Genomic DNA, 15352 nt, shown 5'->3' on the forward strand with positions numbered 1-15352 from the left:
CATAGGCTTAAAAGTAGTCTCTTTTTTTAAAACAACTTATATCAGGCGTATGTTGTTATTCACAGCATGCGGCCCTCATTTGAGCATCGAGCATAGGCCAAATGAGGCAAGTTTACAGCTCGAGCTAGTAGAAATATTTTGGAGGACAGTCATGTCTAGAGTTTGCCAAGTAACTGGTAAAAAACCAGCAACAGGTAACAACGTATCGCACGCTAAAAACCACACGCGTCGTCGTTTCTTACCAAACCTTCACACTCACCGTTTTTGGGTTGAGAGTGAAAACCGTTTCGTTAAATTACGCTTAACTACTAAAGGTATGCGTATTATCGATAAGAAAGGTATTGACGCTGTCTTAGCTGAAATGCGTGCTCGTGGTGAAAAGGTTTAAGGAGTTAGAAAATGCGCGATAAAATTAAATTAGTATCAAGTGCAAGCAGCCACTTTTACACAACTGACAAGAACAAACGTACTATGCCTGAGAAATTAGAGCTTAAAAAGTACGATCCAATCGTTCGTAAGCACGTAATGTACAAAGAAGCTAAAATCAAATAATTGATTTTTCTTCAAACGTGATAATGAAAAACCCAGCCCCGGCTGGGTTTTTTATATTCAGGATGAATGGTATACCGCGATACCATGGACGGTAAGGAGCGGTGACGTTCTTGATGAACGGTCAGGCTTTTTGCTCCTGCAAAGCCTAAGTACCTACATCCCTGTAGGCAATCCTGCGAAGCCATGGATGGCTAGGAGCAGGGTTGCTGAAGCGTGCGTATCAGTTGAGGCCTATTATGGATGGCAAAGAGCGATGCGATGACAGCGAATGCCTTTGTTGAAGAGACAGCAAAGAACAAAATTTTCAATCCCAATTAAACGTCAGATTGGTGATTCTCCTTTTCCCTAATTCTTTTTCCCAGTAGACTATCAGCGATTTAATTGCTGAGGACTCGTTGTGGGCTTGTCGAAAAAAGGTTGGAACAACGTACTTATCTTCGCCTGTATGGGGATGATTATTATGTTTAATTTAATGAACGATAAGCTGGTGGACAACGCCGAAGGGCAGGTAGTACCCATTCTTCCTGAGCAAAGCATGATTTTAACCTTGCAATATCCCAATTATGCGATAGAGCGTTTGGGAACCAGTTGGCGAGTTAACCCTGGTGATAAATTACCAACCGATGAAGCTGCACCATTAATTCAAGCGTGGGGTGAGTTGACAGGCGAAGTAAGTTTGGCAACTAGCGAAGAAGAAGGCTATCGCGTGACCCTGTGGTTAGCTGGTCAAGAACATCCAACCAAACTATGGATTCAGCCGCAAGAAGGCTTGATTACCGATATTATTGCTCAGAAAACGTGGCGCTTAATGCCCGCGCAATTAGCCCAAATCGATAAAGGGTAATAGAAAATGCCAGAGTTACCAGAAGTTGAAGTCAGTCGCCTTGGTGTTAGCCAGCACCTAGATGGTAAAACTATTAGTGATATTGTTATTCGCACCCCGAAATTACGTTGGGACATTCCAAAAGCTGATTTAGCAAAGCTAATTGGCCAAAAAATTACTGCAATTTCGCGTCGTGCTAAATATCTCATCATTGAAACTGCCATTGGTCACATCATCATTCACTTGGGGATGTCGGGTAGTTTGCGAGTCATCGATAAGTCTACACCCCTCAAAAAACACGATCACGTTGATGTTACTGTCGGTGACAAAGTGTTAAGGCTTAATGATCCGCGCCGCTTTGGTGCTGTGCTTTACGCTGATGAATCTGGTGAGCATCAAGTATTTGAAAAGTTAGGACCTGAGCCATTAACCGATGCTTTTAATGCTGAGCATCTTGCTGAAAAATGCGCTAAGCGAAAGGCGGCGATTAAACTGGTTATTATGGATAATCCCGTTGTGGTTGGCGTCGGTAATATTTATGCCAATGAAGCGCTTTTCTTGACGGGGATACATCCTTTAACACCCGCCAATAAGGTACCAACAGAAAAGATTCCACAATTAGTTAGTACCATAAAGGACGTTTTGGCGGCTGCGATTAAGCAAGGCGGAACCACATTAAAAGATTTTAGTCAGACAGATGGCAAGCCGGGTTATTTCGCCCAATCGTTATTTGTTTATGGGCGCGAAGGAGAACCGTGTTTGCGTTGTAAGAGTGAATTACAGGGAGTGAAAATTGGCCAACGAGCGAGTGTGTTTTGTTCTCAATGTCAGCCTGAATAAATTGAACGCATACTTATGATTTAAAGTATGCACTTTCATTGCTAGGCAAGCTTGTTTTCTAACTCTTGTGCCACTAGCGGCGGTACAAATTGCTCGACTTTGCCGCCGTGAATAGAGACTTCTTTAACCAGCGTTGAAGAAATGAATGAGTTTTCTTCCGCAGGTGTTAAAAACACACTTTCTAATTCTGGGTAGAGGCGACGGTTCATGTTTGCTAACTGGAATTCATACTCGAAATCAGACACTGCTCGTAAGCCGCGAATCAAAATTGTTGCCTGATGATCTTTGGCAAAGTCCACTAATAGTCCAGAAAAGCCAACCACAGACACATTGTCCAAATGCGCTGTTACTTTAGATGCTAACTCAACACGCTCATCGAGGTTAAATAGCGGTTTTTTACTTGGGCTATTGGCAACACCAACCACTACGTGCTGAAACATTTTTGCGGCGCGTTCAATCAAATCTAAATGACCGTTAGTGATGGGATCAAATGTTCCCGGATAAATGGCTTTGCTATGCACAAAAATACCTTTGCTTTAAAAATTTTTGCTCATACTAGCAACTTTTTACGTGATTATGTAGCCAAAGGGATTTGGCGTAGTGTCTACGTATAATTTTTGCTAACATGCGCATCCAAGAATGCGATTAACCTCAATGGATTATTGATGAAAAAACAATTATTAGGACTTACTGTTGGTACAGCTTTGTTGTCACTGGCGCAAAACGCCCAAGCTGGGGTTTCTCCGTATCTACCGCTTAAGCTCAATCCTGTATTTGAATTGGAAATTGAGCGCTTAGTAACTATTACTGGTTATCCGGCGTTAAAAAAGCCTTATCACATCGCAACCGTTGTTAAATATCTTGATGAAGTAAAAACATCTCATCCTAAATTACATGGTCGTATTAATCGCTATATTAAGCGCTTTAAAAAGCCTTATGCGCTGACGCATTTTAAATCTGAATTGCGAATTTCAGATTCAAATTACAAAACGCTACCAAATTCTCGTGGCCGTTCAACTGAGCAAGAATACTACGTTGAAGCCACTGGCTTTGCGCAATTTAATAAATATGTGATTGCTAATGTAGGCGGTGGCTTTAGTGGTTCTAATTATAGTTACAACTTTGGCAATTTCTTGTCGGTTGGTAATGAGTACATGCAGGCCGATTTAGGCTATCGCGAACACTGGTTATCGCCGTTGCAAGATAGCTCGCAAATGATTTCGACGCAGGCATTGCCAATGCTTGGTGCGACGTTATCAAATGTGAAGCCTATGACTGATTACAACATTATGTATGAACTAGGTTTTGGTCGTTTAGAAAAAGTTGATGGCATTGTGTTTCAAGATAAGCTGTCGTCAGGTAAGCCTGGTTTCTTGACCATGCACTTGAGTATGCAACCTACTGACTGGTGGACAATTTCCGGTAATCGTACTATGCAATTTGGCGGTGGCGATCGCGGAAGTGTTGGATTATCCGAGGTGTGGGACGCGATTATCGATCCTGTGAGTTCTGATAACTGTGGCGGACAATCAGATCTACAAAACTGTGATAATGAATTTGGCAACCAACAAGCGTCAATCGCCAATCGATTCGATTTAAGTTGGGGCGACAATCCATTTAGTATTATCTTAGAAGTTGCTGGTGAAGATACTAACGATTATTCAAATTATAAATTGGGTAATAAGGCCTATAGTCTAGGTTTATTTATTCCGTATTTGTCTGAAACAGAGTCATTAAACCTTACCGCTCAATTAATTGAAGACGCTTGGTATACGCATCACCTTTATCTCGCAGGGTACAGTAACAAAGGCCACAAAATGGGCCATTGGTGGGGGGATGAAAAAGGCGTTCGGGATATGATTGGCGCCGAAATATTAAGTGTTGGTTACACCAATGACCTGACTGAAAGTAGCCATCTAAGCGTCAAATATCACACGGTACAAAATAAATATTCGGAGTCTACAGCTAGCCACAACTACGAACGTGGTCACTACCTGCAAGTGGATTACAACTGGCAGTACAAATCACACTTTTTAGGTCTGCATGTCTATGCGGGTAAAGATGTTAATGGCGAGTCTTTCTCAAGTTTAGGTTTCTCTAAACTGTGGTAATTTTGGAAATTAAATAATGCGTATTATTACTTTTGGCACCTTCGATGTCTTTCATGTGGGTCACGTTAATATCCTAGAGCGAGCTCGTGCAAAAGGGGACTACTTAATCGTTGGTGTGTCTTCTGACGCTTTGAACATGAGTAAGAAAGGTCGCAATCCGATTTATTCGCAAGAAGATCGCATTCACATACTAAAATCATTACGTTGTGTTGACGAAGTTTTTGTTGAAGAGTCACTTGAGCTTAAAGAGCAATATTTAATTGAGCACAAGGCTGATATGTTGGTGATGGGAGATGATTGGGAAGGTAAATTTGATCATCTTAAGCATGTGTGTGACGTGGTTTATTTGCCGCGTACTCCATCAATATCAACAACAGAAACTATTGAAATCGTTAAAAACTTACCAAATTAATTGGCTTTGACTTATGCAGCAACATTACCTTTTCTTTATTGCCCAAAACTATTCGTTTGAGATTTTACGTCCATTGCAAAGCCACATTAGGCAGCAAGGCGGTGAAGTGTTGTGGTTTGTCTATGGCAATGAAGTGAATGTCGCTCATTTTAACGAAGACGAAATGTACACCACAGAGGCGCAACAGGCAGTAGATTTCAATCCTTTGGCGACCTATGTGCCGGGTAATATTGTCCCGAACTTTATCCCTGGACTTAAAGTTCAAGTATTCCACGGCCTAGAATGGAAGAAGAAAGGGCACTTCGTCATTCGTGGTTGTTTCGACTTGTATTGTACCCACGGCCCTGCGACGACTAACCGTTTTAACGAGTTAGCGGCGCAGCACGGCTATTTCGATATTATTGAGACTGGCTGGCCTAAGTTAGATGGTTTATTTACTAGCCCAAGCTATCAATGGGATGAACAGCGCGACGTACCGACGATTTTATTCGCGCCAACCTTCTCGCCATCACTCACTGCTGCACCAGCTTTATTCGATGAAATTACTCGCCTGAGCCGTGAAAAAGACTGGCAGTGGTTAGTGAAGTTTCATCCGAAAATGGATCCTGACTGGATTGCAAAATATCGTAGTATCCAAAGTGACAAGCTCAAAGTGGTTGATGATTGCGATGTGTCTCACGTGCTACAAGCAGGCGATGTGATGGTGTCTGATACTTCATCGATTATTGGCGAATTCGCATTGCTCGGTAAACCTGCGGTAACCCTCAATAATTCACAACCAGGAGATTACTTGTTAGATATTAGTGATGCTAGCCAACTAGAGTCTTCTATCGAACAAGCATTACAACCACCTGAAGAGTTAGCGCAACATATAAAAGGTTATGCGCTAGACTTGCACCCTTATGATGATGGCCAGAGTGCAAAGCGCATTTATGAGGCCACCCAACAATTGCTAAATAATGGTAAGCAAGCGCCTAAAAACATGCCACTGAATTTATTCCGCAACTTAAAAATGCGTAAAAAGCTGGGCTATTGGAAGTTTTAATTTGGACTTAGATAAAGGCAATTAATGTAAGCCTTTATCTAAAATCAGCGTTTCAAATTTATCACGTACACGCTTTATCGTAATATCGTTCATTAGCTTTTCGCCTTTGGCGCGTTTTCCCCATTTTACGATCTCTAGTGGTCGTTGCTGCTGACTAACGATGTGATGTTCGTAAACACTTACCACGTATTCACGCGATAAATACGGGCCTGTGCGACCTGGATTACTGTGGGCATATAAACCGATAACAGGTGTACCCATAGCTACCGCCATATGCGCTGGGCCGGTATCTGGTGCTAATACAATATCGGCATGCTTAACCATACCGAGTAATTGCTTAAGGCTAGTTTGGCCAATCATGTTCTTCGGTGTTGATTTACACTGCGCCATAATCTCATCACCAAGGTTTTTCTCAAGCTCCGTTGGGCCGCCACATAAAATAACATCCCAGCCTTTCTTAGCTGCATGATCAGCGATTGCCGCATAACCTTCCGCGTGCCAGTTACGCTCAGCTTTACTCGCCGCAGGGCTAATTACCAAGGTGCGTTTGTCAGCTTTAAAGCGCGCTTTAGCCCACTCGTCATCTTCGCGCGGTAATGGCATATTCCATGTCGGCGTGGTGTCAGTAACACCAACTACTTCAGCAAATGCCATAAAGCCGTCTAAAACATGGGGTTCTTTTTGTCTGGCAATACGACGATTAACGAACAACCAATGACCTTCTTTGGCGCGAACTTTATCAAAGCCAACTTTAAACTTTGCCTTAATACACAAGCTAGCAAGACTGGCGCGCAGTGCTACTTGCATTTGCAGTAAGACATCGAATTTGCGACCTTTCATTTTGGCTTTGAGATCTTTATAGCCTTGCGTGCCTGCGCCTTTGTCGAAAACAACAAATTCAACGCCCGGTAAGTCTTTTAGCAACATGGCCTCAACCTTACCAACTACCCAAGTGAACTTCGCCTCTGGCCATTTGCGCTGCATGGCTTGCACAGCTGCGACACAGTTACAAACATCGCCGATCGCCGATAATCGTAAAATACAAATCGACTGTGGAGAATCACTTGGAAATTTCATGAATTAACGCCTTAGATAAAATGAGCGAGCAGTTTAGCATGAAATCTGTCATTGATTACCAATAAGGCAGTGATAGAATTATCAAAAAATTCACTAGGTCACCTTTCTTGCAAACACATATCCATCAAGACGCTAATCAATGGTTAATTCACGCGCCTGAGCTTTCAGTTACCAAAGAATGGTTTGAGCCGAGCTACTGGCAAACGCAAGACAAAATCTTGGGACAATCACGTGGCCGCAACGTGACTTGGTTTGTCGGCGAAAAAGACTCTCCAATGGTACTGCGCCATTACTATCGTGGCGGTTTGATTGGCAAGCTAGTGACCGATAAATATTGGTTTGAAGGCCTTGAGAAGACTCGTCCATACCGCGAGTACGAATTGCTCGTTGAATTGGAAAAACGCCAGTTATCAGCGTGCCGCGTGGTGGCGGCGCAAGTGACGAAGTCAGGTTTGAGCTATCGCGCCGATTTACTAATGAAAATGGTCGATGGCGGCAAAGATTTAGTGGCCTTGTTAACCAGTGCGCCTATGAGTGATGAGTTGTGGCAAGAGGTAGGGAAAACCATTGCGTTATTCCATAAACACAAGGTATATCACGCCGATTTAAATGCCCATAACATCCTGATCAATAAAGACAACAAAGCATGGCTGATTGATTTTGACCGCGGCGAAATTAAAGTACAGCGCGGCCAATGGTGTCAGGATAACCTCGATAGGTTGCTGCGCTCATTTAACAAAGAGTTAAACCAATTACCGCAGTTTTATTTTACGGATGATAATTGGCAAACGTTAATGAGTGCTTACAAAGCAGAGTTAGATGCTTAACTCTTCTAGTTAAACCTTCTGCTTAACCCAATTCATTAAGCGGGCAAGCGTTCCTTGGTTATCAACAACAACTTGTAGTGCCTTAGCTCCCATTTCACTGCACTGAATACCGTCGTTAAGTAACTGGCTAATAAAGATCGCTAATTCGTCACTATTGGCCACTTGTTGCAGACCACCACTAGCAACGAGTTTGTCGCAGATGTCGCTAAAGTTATAGCAAGATGGCCCCATAATGACTGGTTTGCCAAGTGCTGCTGGCTCTAGCGGATTATGACCGCCGCGCTCGATTAGGCTGCCACCGATATAGCTAATATCGCTAATGCCTAATAACAGCAACATTTCTCCCATAGTATCGCCAATCACAACTTGAGTATCGTTATTTGGCGCAACCCCTTCACTGCGGCGCACTATGGCAAAGCCTACATCAGACGCTTGTTGCGTAACTTCATCAAAGCGCTCGCTGTGGCGGGGAATAACGACTAATAATAGGTCGGGAAAATCTCTTAATAAGGTCTTGTGGGTCTCAAATATCTGCTCATTTTCACCGGGATGGGTGCTGCCTGCAACCCATACTGGGCGATTTGGCGCCCACTGCTGTTTTAATGCTTGTTGCTTCGTTTTTAGCTCATCAGAAATGCTTAGCTCAAACTTAATGCTACCGCCGATAGTGAGTTTTTCCTCAGGCAGTCCAAGCTTAACAAAGCGCTCACCATCGCTAGCGTATTGCGCCGCTACGCAATCAAGCTTGTTAAGCATTTCATGCATTAATGGCGCAGCCTTACCCAAGTAGCCATTCATCGACTTTTCAGACATACGCGCATTAGCCAATAAAATTGGTGTGCTAGCACTTGATAGTTGGTGAATGAGATTCGGCCACAATTCGGTTTCCATCACTATGACAGCTTGTGGTTTAACCTGCTTTAGAAAGCGCTTAACGCTGCCGGGTAGATCAATGGGCAGGTAGCAATGAACCACGCTGTCGCCAAAGTTTTTCTTGACCACTTCGCTGCCTGTAGGGGTGCTAGTGGTTACTAAAATATGATGTTCGGGATAACCACTAACTAGTTGTTTTATTAGCGGTGTTGCAGCAATGGTTTCACCAACAGAGACACTGTGCACTAGAATAACAGGCTTGGTTAAGGTGAGTTTTCTAAAGCCAAATCGCTCGCCAACTCGGCCGCGATAATCGTCGCTTTTTAGCGCGCGATACAACAAGTAAAGCAAGAAAAAGGGAGTGGCTAAATACATAAAAACATTGTAGAAAAAACGATTCATTACTTTGCACAAACTCCGATTACAGGTTACATTGGCGAAACGCCTAACGGGCATTTTACGCCGTTTTACCGTAAATCAAAATACGGCGTTATAAATCAAACCATAAGATAGTGAAAAGCTACGCATGAAAACGAAAGATAAGATTATTCAAGGCAGTATTGAGTTATTCAACGAGCAAGGAGAGCGCAATGTAACCACCAATCACATTGCCGAATATGTCGGTATTAGCCCCGGCAATCTCTATTATCACTATCGCAACAAAGACGACATTATTCGTTCTATCTATAAGCTGTATGAGAAAAACCTCGACCAAATGTTCACGCCGCAAGACGAAAGTAGTCAGGGCATGGATGAGATGATGTACTACCTTGAACGCGTATTCTACTCGATGTGGCAATTTAGATTTTTCTACGCCAATCTGCCGGATATTCTCGCCCGTGACCCACAGCTTCACGAGCGTTATCTAGTGGCGCAAAAGTCTCTTTATCAGCGTTTGGTCAAGACCTTAAAACAAGTGAGAAGTCAGGGTTTTATTACGCTAGATGATGAAATGATTGATGATTTAGCCCATACCCTTAAATTAGTGGTGGCGTTTTGGATCAGCTATCAACACACCCAAAGTCTTGGAGAAATTACTCAAGCGACAATCTCACAAGGTGTCTTAAAAGTATTTAATGTGGTTAAAGGCTATTTAACACCGTCCGGTTTAGCGAATATTCAAGAAATTGAACAAAAATACTCAAAGATGATGAAATCTAATGTAAGTGATATGAAATAGAGATTAGTTTAGCTAATGTCTACTGCGTATCTTATGTTTTTTATATTTTAAAAACAAAGTATTAATATCGTAATGATATCTTTACCATGAAATATTCTAATAGTGCTTAATTATCCGACCCAAAGAGCTGATTTAGTTTTTTAATCCGATTAAACTTACCTTATCAATATTTGACCATCTGCTTAATCATTATGAGCCGGTATGGAAATTAACGTGAGGGGACATTATGTCTAAAGCATTTAATCAATTCATTTCTGAGCAACTAGAACAAGTTAAGGCCGAAGGTCTCTACAAGGAAGAGCGTTTCTTGTTGTCTCCTCAAGAAACTGATATCGCCGTTGCCAAGGGTGACGTAATTAACTTTTGTGCGAATAACTACCTAGGGTTAGCTAACCATCCTGATCTTATTGAAGCAGCGAAAGCTGGCCTTGATAAAAACGGCTTTGGTATGGCATCTGTGCGTTTTATCTGTGGTACGCAAGACATTCACAAGCAACTAGAAAGAGATTTAAGTGATTTCCTAGGTATGGAAGACACTATTCTTTACTCTTCTTGTTTCGATGCTAACGCTGGTTTATTCGAAACGCTATTAGGCCCAGAAGATGCAATCATTTCAGATGCATTAAATCACGCTTCAATTATCGATGGCGTTCGCCTGTGTAAAGCAAAACGCTTCCGTTACGCTAACAACGACATGGCAGCACTAGAAGAGCAACTAATCGCAGCGACAGAAGCCGGCGCGCGCTTTAAACTAATCGCTACCGACGGCGTTTTCTCAATGGACGGTGTTATCGCTAACCTTAAAGGCGTGTGTGATTTAGCTGATAAATACGATGCTATGGTAATGGTTGATGATTCTCACGCCGTTGGTTTTGTTGGCGAAGAAGGTCGCGGCACACACGAATACTGTGAAGTAATGGATCGCGTAGACATCATCACTGGTACCTTGGGTAAAGCATTAGGCGGCGCATCAGGTGGTTTCACGTCGGCGAGTAAAGAGATTGTAGACTGGTTACGTCAACGTTCACGCCCTTACTTATTCTCAAACTCACTAGCACCGGCGATTGTTTCAGCGTCAATCAAAGTATTAGACATGCTGAAAAACGGGCAAGACTTACGTGATCAAGTAAAAGCTAATGCAGAGTACTTCCGCACGCAAATGGGCGCTGCTGGTTTCACTATGGCTGGTGCTGACCACGCTATCGTTCCTGTAATGCTAGGCGATGCGAAATTAGCCTCGACTATGGCTGATAAGTTACTAGAGAAAGGCATTTACGTTATTGGTTTCTCTTTCCCTGTTGTGCCAAAAGGTCAAGCGCGTATTCGTACCCAGATGTCAGCAGCACACACTAAAGAGCAGCTAGATCGCGCTATTGCTGCCTTTATCGAAGTTGGTAAAGAGCTAGAGGTTATCTAAGCATGAAAGCCTTAAGTAAATTAAAAGCCGAAAAAGGCATTTGGATGGTTGATGCGCCTACACCGAAAATGGGCCACAACGATCTATTAATTAAAATTAAAAAAACCGCTATTTGTGGTACTGACATGCACATCTACAACTGGGACGAATGGTCACAACGCACTATTCCAGTTCCTATGGTTGTTGGTCACGAATACGTGGGTGAAGTTGTTGGTATCGGTCAAGAAGTAAAAGGCTTCGAGCTAGGCGATCGCGTATCTGGTGAAGGTCACATTACCTGTGGTCACTGTCGTAACTGTCGCGGTGGCCGTACTCATCTATGTCGTAATACCACAGGTGTTGGTGTAAACCGCGAAGGCTCATTTGCTGAATACTTAGTTATTCCAGCATTTAACGCCTTTAAACTACCAGATGATATCTCAGATGAGTTAGCCGCAGTATTCGACCCATTCGGTAATGCCGTGCACACAGCTCTTTCATTTGATTTAGTTGGTGAAGACGTATTAATTACTGGTGCTGGCCCAATCGGCATCATGGCGGTAGCTATCTGTAAACACGTTGGCGCACGCCATGTGGTAATTACTGACGTAAATCCATATCGCTTAGAATTAGCGGAAAAGATGGGTGCGACTCGCGCTGTTAACGTTGCCGAAGAAAACCTTGAAGATGTTATGAAAGATCTTGGCATGACGGAAGGTTTTGATGTTGGCATGGAAATGTCAGGTGTACCTATGGCTTTCCAAAGCATGCTAGATGCCATGAACCACGGTGGTCGTATCGCTATGTTAGGTATTCCACCGTCAGACATGTCAATCGACTGGGACAAAGTGATTTTCAAAGGCTTAGTAATCAAAGGTATCTACGGCCGTGAGATGTTTGAAACTTGGTACAAGATGGCGAGCTTGATTCAATCTGGTTTAGATATTTCACCGATTATCACCCACCACTTTCCAATCGATGAATTCCAGAAGGGCTTCGATGTCATGGGCTCTGGTCAATCAGGTAAGGTAATCCTGCACTGGGATTAGTTTTTTTGACTATTACCGAATGAAGAAAAGCCCAACATTGTTGGGCTTTTTTATATGTTACAGCGTAATTTAGTGGATTCTTGATGAGTAAATTAGCTCACTTTTTAATTCATTTAGTGAAATTATAGACTCAATTTGTGAACCTAATCTGCTTGTAGAAGGTGTGTCATGAACTGGTATAAATGGTGGTAGCCGACGATACGAGCTTCCACAATCCATACATTTAGAAGCATTAGTTGATGTTTGATTTTCATCAAAATAAGAAGAATCTAGCTGCATTCCTGGAAAACAATAAACTACACTTCTGCCGTGATAGCCTTCAGAATTAATTAAACTGACCATTAGTACAAATGAAAGAAGAACAATTGGTATCGCTAATAATGATGAAAGTAGAAATCTCATTCTTTGCTCCGCCGTTCAATTAGGCTTCGTTATATCCATCTTTAACACCTTGAATAAAACATTCAATGCCTTCTGGGATATTGTGAATATCGGAATTAGAAATTGCCGACAATGCAATTAAGCATCCTGAGAGAGCGATGGCGCCTTTCGGATTACCCTTTCTATAAAGAATGAAGGCTGTAATTGCTAGAACAACGAGAATCAATGCTTTAATGGTGAACATAGGTTAAATTCCTTATCAGTGTTTATTCCTTTGGGGTACATTAAAGCATAGCATGCTTTATTAATCTAAAAAGCTTAATTCTCAAACTGATACTCCCTAATCAACGCCAAGAATTCATCGCCGAATTTTTCGAGCTTTCGCTCACCTACGCCGTTAACCCGTAGTAATTCGAATGGAGTTTGTGGCTGTTGCTCAGCCATTTCTGCGAGGCTAGCGTCGCTAAACACTACGTAAGGTGGCACGCCTTGATCATCGGCAATGGTTTTACGCAGGGTGCGTAGTTTGGCAAATAGTACTTCGTCGTAATCGTAGTCGTCTTTGCGAGAGCGGCCTTTGGCGCTGCTGCTCTTGGTAATGGCTTGCAGACGTGGCACCGCAAGTTCTACCCGTTTTTCTCCCTTAAGTACCGCTCGTGCTTCTGGGTTGAGCATTAATACCGAGCTGCGGGTGATGTCTTGGCGTAAGTAGCCAAGATGAATGAGTTGGCGGAAGATACTGAGCCAATATTCGGTGCTGTGTTCAACACCTATACCGTAAGTGGTTAGTTTGTCGTGGCCATAGTCTAAAATACGCTGATTTTTAGAGCCGCGCAGTACATCAATAACATAAGCGACACCAAAGTTTTGCTGCACGCGATAAACACAAGACAGGGCTTTTTGCGCGACTACTGTGCCGTCAAAATGCTTGGGTGGATCTAAACAAATATCGCAGTTGCCACACTTTTCTGAGCCGTATTCACCAAAATAGTGCAGAAGTACTTGCCGGCGACAAGTTTGCGCCTCGGCAAAGGCAGCCATCGCATTGAGTTTTTGATGCTCTACCTGCTGTTGAGCTTGGTTATTGCCTTGTTCAATCAAAAAGCGCACCCGTCCAGTATCGCTTGGATCGTATAGCATTACCGCTTCGGCGTTCATGCCATCACGACCAGCACGGCCAGTCTCTTGATAATAGGACTCGATATTTTTCGGAATGTTGTAGTGAATAACAAAGCGCACATCGGGTTTGTCAATGCCCATGCCAAACGCCACTGTTGCTACAACGATATCGGTGTCGCCGCGAATAAAGCTCTCTTGCACGCTCATCCGCTCGCTGTGCTCCATGCCACCGTGGTAGCCAAGTACACTCAGGTGTTGCTGCTGTAATTTGGCAGTCGTTTCTTCCACCTGTTTACGGGTAGTGCAATAGATAATGCCGGAGTTGTCGCCTTGGGTTTTTAAATATTGCAACAGTTGATGAAAAGGTTTGAATTTTTCATACAGGGTGTAGCGAATATTAGGGCGATCGAAACTCGCTTGATGATAAAACGGATTATTAAGATTCAAGCGCGAAGCTATTTCTTGGCGAGTTGCGTCATCTGCCGTTGCCGTTAGCGCCATAATTGGCGGTGTTGGTAACACTGATTTGATTTGACCAAGATTGGTATATTCCGGTCTAAAGTCGTGCCCCCATTGAGAAATACAGTGTGCTTCATCTATGGCAATTAGTGAGATATGCAGCTGCTGAATGCGCTCTAAAAAACTCGGCTGAAGGATGCGCTCTGGCGCTACGTAAATTAATTTGATTTCACCGTATTGCAATGCATTAAGTACCGCGATGGATTCTTCGCGGCTTTGGCTTGAGTTTAAGTAAGCTGCGGCAACGCCATTGGCTTTAAGGGTGTCTACTTGATCTTTCATCAGTGAAATCAGCGGCGAAATCACTATGGTAATGCCAGACATTAACAGCGCGGGAATTTGAAAACACAGCGACTTACCACCACCTGTTGGCATAATAACGAGGCAATCGCGATGGTTTAGCGTTTGCTCGATGATGTCTAGTTGTCCGGCGCGAAATTCACTGTAACCAAAAACTTGGCTTAGAACCTGTTGCGGCGTTGACTGCGTTGTTTGCACTGCGTCTCTTTATGCATCTAAAAATCAGAAGACGTAGTGTAATCGACTATCACCTTGTTGTCCTATTAAAATGCTTGTTTAAATCAACTGTATTATTTATTCTGTTGAGCAGATAACAAATGGACATTAGCAATGAGCGAACAATTACAAACCCAAGAAGTTAGAGATATTATCAAGGATATTTTCGACCGACAGATGCCGTATCACCAATTAATTGGTTTGAATATTTCGTGTTACGAGAATAATAAAATCGAACTTAAAATTGCCATGAAGCCTGAGTTGGTGGGCAATATTATGCACGGCATTCTACATGGCGGTGTAACGGCAAGTATGCTCGATGTTGCTGGTGGCATGATTGTGTTTTCAGATGTGCTCGAAAACATGGAAGATCTCAGTAAAGAAGCCGTCATGAAACGATTGCAAAACCTCGGTACTATCGATTTACGCATCGATTATTTACGTCCGGGCCGCGGTGAAGAATTTACAGCAACCGCAACGGTAATTCGCACGGGCAATAAGGTAGCTGTTGCACGGATGGAACTCCATAACGAAAAGGGCGATCATATCGCTTTTGGTACTGGTACTTACATGGTGGGTTAGCCTAAGAAATATTCGTCTATACTTAGTTTTTTCGTCGCAAAAGTTGAGTA

General features: G+C 42.9%; 17 protein-coding genes. 12 read left to right on the forward strand and 5 right to left on the reverse strand.

Annotated elements, in window-relative coordinates:
* Positions 1 to 151: 151 nt before the first annotated feature.
* The 4 genes from rpmB to mutM all read left to right on the forward strand — a co-directional run bounded on the left by rpmB (position 152) and on the right by mutM (position 2215).
* Complete coding sequence (gene rpmB / locus MHM98_RS16805) at positions 152 to 388, forward strand: 50S ribosomal protein L28 (protein WP_239440526.1); 237 nt, start codon at positions 152 to 154, stop codon at positions 386 to 388.
* Between the two features lie 11 nt (positions 389 to 399).
* The gene (rpmG, locus tag MHM98_RS16810; protein ID WP_239440527.1) at positions 400 to 552 is read left to right on the forward strand and encodes a 50S ribosomal protein L33; all 153 of its coding nucleotides are present in this window, start codon (positions 400 to 402) and stop codon (positions 550 to 552) included.
* A gap of 397 nt (positions 553 to 949) precedes the next feature.
* Positions 950 to 1396, forward strand: a complete 447-nt coding sequence (locus tag MHM98_RS16815; RefSeq protein WP_239440528.1) for a hypothetical protein — start codon at positions 950 to 952, stop codon at positions 1394 to 1396.
* Positions 1397 to 1402: 6 nt separating this feature from the next.
* Positions 1403 to 2215, forward strand: coding sequence for a bifunctional DNA-formamidopyrimidine glycosylase/DNA-(apurinic or apyrimidinic site) lyase (gene mutM, locus MHM98_RS16820; RefSeq protein ID WP_239440529.1), 813 nt, complete (start codon positions 1403 to 1405; stop codon positions 2213 to 2215).
* A 41-nt stretch (positions 2216 to 2256) separates the two neighbouring features.
* Here mutM and coaD read toward each other — a convergent pair whose 3' ends face one another.
* Entirely contained in the window at positions 2257 to 2736 is a 480-nt protein-coding gene (coaD, locus tag MHM98_RS16825) for a pantetheine-phosphate adenylyltransferase (RefSeq protein WP_239440530.1), read from the reverse strand.
* A gap of 144 nt (positions 2737 to 2880) precedes the next feature.
* Here coaD and MHM98_RS16830 point away from each other — a divergent pair, with 144 nt between their 5' ends.
* From MHM98_RS16830 to MHM98_RS16840, 3 genes are read left to right on the forward strand one after another with little or no spacing between them, the layout of a single operon-like run.
* Positions 2881 to 4326, forward strand: coding sequence for a capsule assembly Wzi family protein (locus MHM98_RS16830; protein WP_239440531.1), 1446 nt, complete (start codon positions 2881 to 2883; stop codon positions 4324 to 4326).
* Positions 4327 to 4339: 13 nt separating this feature from the next.
* Positions 4340 to 4738 carry an adenylyltransferase/cytidyltransferase family protein gene (locus tag MHM98_RS16835; protein WP_239440665.1) on the forward strand — a complete coding sequence of 133 codons (399 nt, stop codon included), beginning with the start codon at positions 4340 to 4342 and terminating at the stop codon, positions 4736 to 4738.
* 13 nt (positions 4739 to 4751) lie between these two features.
* A complete protein-coding gene (locus MHM98_RS16840) occupies positions 4752 to 5783 on the forward strand; it encodes a CDP-glycerol glycerophosphotransferase family protein (RefSeq protein WP_239440532.1) in 1032 nt (343 codons plus the stop codon).
* Positions 5784 to 5804: 21 nt separating this feature from the next.
* On the opposite strand, the gene MHM98_RS16845 is transcribed toward MHM98_RS16840, so the two are convergent.
* Positions 5805 to 6860: a glycosyltransferase family 9 protein gene (locus tag MHM98_RS16845; protein WP_239440533.1), complete on the reverse strand. Its 1056-nt coding sequence runs from the start codon at positions 6858 to 6860 to the stop codon at positions 5805 to 5807.
* Positions 6861 to 6967: 107 nt separating this feature from the next.
* On the opposite strand from MHM98_RS16845, the gene MHM98_RS16850 reads away from it, so the two are divergent.
* Complete coding sequence (locus tag MHM98_RS16850; RefSeq protein ID WP_239440534.1) at positions 6968 to 7687, forward strand: 3-deoxy-D-manno-octulosonic acid kinase; 720 nt, start codon at positions 6968 to 6970, stop codon at positions 7685 to 7687.
* 9 nt (positions 7688 to 7696) lie between these two features.
* Here the strand turns inward: MHM98_RS16850 and waaA are convergent, their stop codons facing one another.
* Positions 7697 to 8962 carry a lipid IV(A) 3-deoxy-D-manno-octulosonic acid transferase gene (waaA, locus tag MHM98_RS16855; protein ID WP_239440535.1) on the reverse strand — a complete coding sequence of 422 codons (1266 nt, stop codon included), beginning with the start codon at positions 8960 to 8962 and terminating at the stop codon, positions 7697 to 7699.
* A gap of 124 nt (positions 8963 to 9086) precedes the next feature.
* Here waaA and MHM98_RS16860 point away from each other — a divergent pair, with 124 nt between their 5' ends.
* From MHM98_RS16860 to tdh, 3 genes are all read left to right on the forward strand, one after another.
* Positions 9087 to 9740, forward strand: coding sequence for a TetR/AcrR family transcriptional regulator (locus tag MHM98_RS16860; RefSeq protein ID WP_239440536.1), 654 nt, complete (start codon positions 9087 to 9089; stop codon positions 9738 to 9740).
* Between the two features lie 226 nt (positions 9741 to 9966).
* Positions 9967 to 11157: a glycine C-acetyltransferase gene (locus tag MHM98_RS16865; protein ID WP_239440537.1), complete on the forward strand. Its 1191-nt coding sequence runs from the start codon at positions 9967 to 9969 to the stop codon at positions 11155 to 11157.
* 2 nt (positions 11158 to 11159) lie between these two features.
* Positions 11160 to 12185, forward strand: a complete 1026-nt coding sequence (gene tdh / locus MHM98_RS16870) for an L-threonine 3-dehydrogenase (RefSeq protein WP_239440538.1) — start codon at positions 11160 to 11162, stop codon at positions 12183 to 12185.
* Positions 12186 to 12606: 421 nt separating this feature from the next.
* On the opposite strand, the gene MHM98_RS16875 is transcribed toward tdh, so the two are convergent.
* Complete coding sequence (locus MHM98_RS16875; protein ID WP_239440539.1) at positions 12607 to 12810, reverse strand: hypothetical protein; 204 nt, start codon at positions 12808 to 12810, stop codon at positions 12607 to 12609.
* A gap of 74 nt (positions 12811 to 12884) precedes the next feature.
* The gene (recQ, locus tag MHM98_RS16880) at positions 12885 to 14702 is read right to left on the reverse strand and encodes a DNA helicase RecQ (RefSeq protein ID WP_239440540.1); all 1818 of its coding nucleotides are present in this window, start codon (positions 14700 to 14702) and stop codon (positions 12885 to 12887) included.
* 132 nt (positions 14703 to 14834) lie between these two features.
* On the opposite strand from recQ, the gene MHM98_RS16885 reads away from it, so the two are divergent.
* Entirely contained in the window at positions 14835 to 15302 is a 468-nt protein-coding gene (locus MHM98_RS16885; protein ID WP_239440541.1) for a thioesterase family protein, read from the forward strand.
* Positions 15303 to 15352 lie beyond the last annotated feature (50 nt).

The sequence above is a fragment of the Psychrobium sp. MM17-31 genome, assembly GCF_022347785.1.
GTDB lineage: Bacteria > Pseudomonadota > Gammaproteobacteria > Enterobacterales > Psychrobiaceae > Psychrobium.

What these genes read in the sequence shown, in the direction of transcription:
- rpmB (WP_239440526.1), top strand. Translation starts at nt 152, where the DNA reads ATGTCTAGAGTTTGCCAAGTAACTGGTAAAAAACCAGCAACAGGTAAC.
- MHM98_RS16860 (WP_239440536.1), top strand. Translation starts at nt 9,087, where the DNA reads ATGAAAACGAAAGATAAGATTATTCAAGGCAGTATTGAGTTATTCAAC.
- MHM98_RS16875 (WP_239440539.1), bottom strand. Translation starts at nt 12,810, where the DNA reads ATGTTCACCATTAAAGCATTGATTCTCGTTGTTCTAGCAATTACAGCC.
- MHM98_RS16865 (WP_239440537.1), top strand. Translation starts at nt 9,967, where the DNA reads ATGTCTAAAGCATTTAATCAATTCATTTCTGAGCAACTAGAACAAGTT.
- MHM98_RS16840 (WP_239440532.1), top strand. Translation starts at nt 4,752, where the DNA reads ATGCAGCAACATTACCTTTTCTTTATTGCCCAAAACTATTCGTTTGAG.
- rpmG (WP_239440527.1), top strand. Translation starts at nt 400, where the DNA reads ATGCGCGATAAAATTAAATTAGTATCAAGTGCAAGCAGCCACTTTTAC.
- tdh (WP_239440538.1), top strand. Translation starts at nt 11,160, where the DNA reads ATGAAAGCCTTAAGTAAATTAAAAGCCGAAAAAGGCATTTGGATGGTT.
- MHM98_RS16830 (WP_239440531.1), top strand. Translation starts at nt 2,881, where the DNA reads ATGAAAAAACAATTATTAGGACTTACTGTTGGTACAGCTTTGTTGTCA.
- MHM98_RS16845 (WP_239440533.1), bottom strand. Translation starts at nt 6,860, where the DNA reads ATGAAATTTCCAAGTGATTCTCCACAGTCGATTTGTATTTTACGATTA.
- waaA (WP_239440535.1), bottom strand. Translation starts at nt 8,962, where the DNA reads ATGAATCGTTTTTTCTACAATGTTTTTATGTATTTAGCCACTCCCTTT.
- MHM98_RS16885 (WP_239440541.1), top strand. Translation starts at nt 14,835, where the DNA reads ATGAGCGAACAATTACAAACCCAAGAAGTTAGAGATATTATCAAGGAT.
- mutM (WP_239440529.1), top strand. Translation starts at nt 1,403, where the DNA reads ATGCCAGAGTTACCAGAAGTTGAAGTCAGTCGCCTTGGTGTTAGCCAG.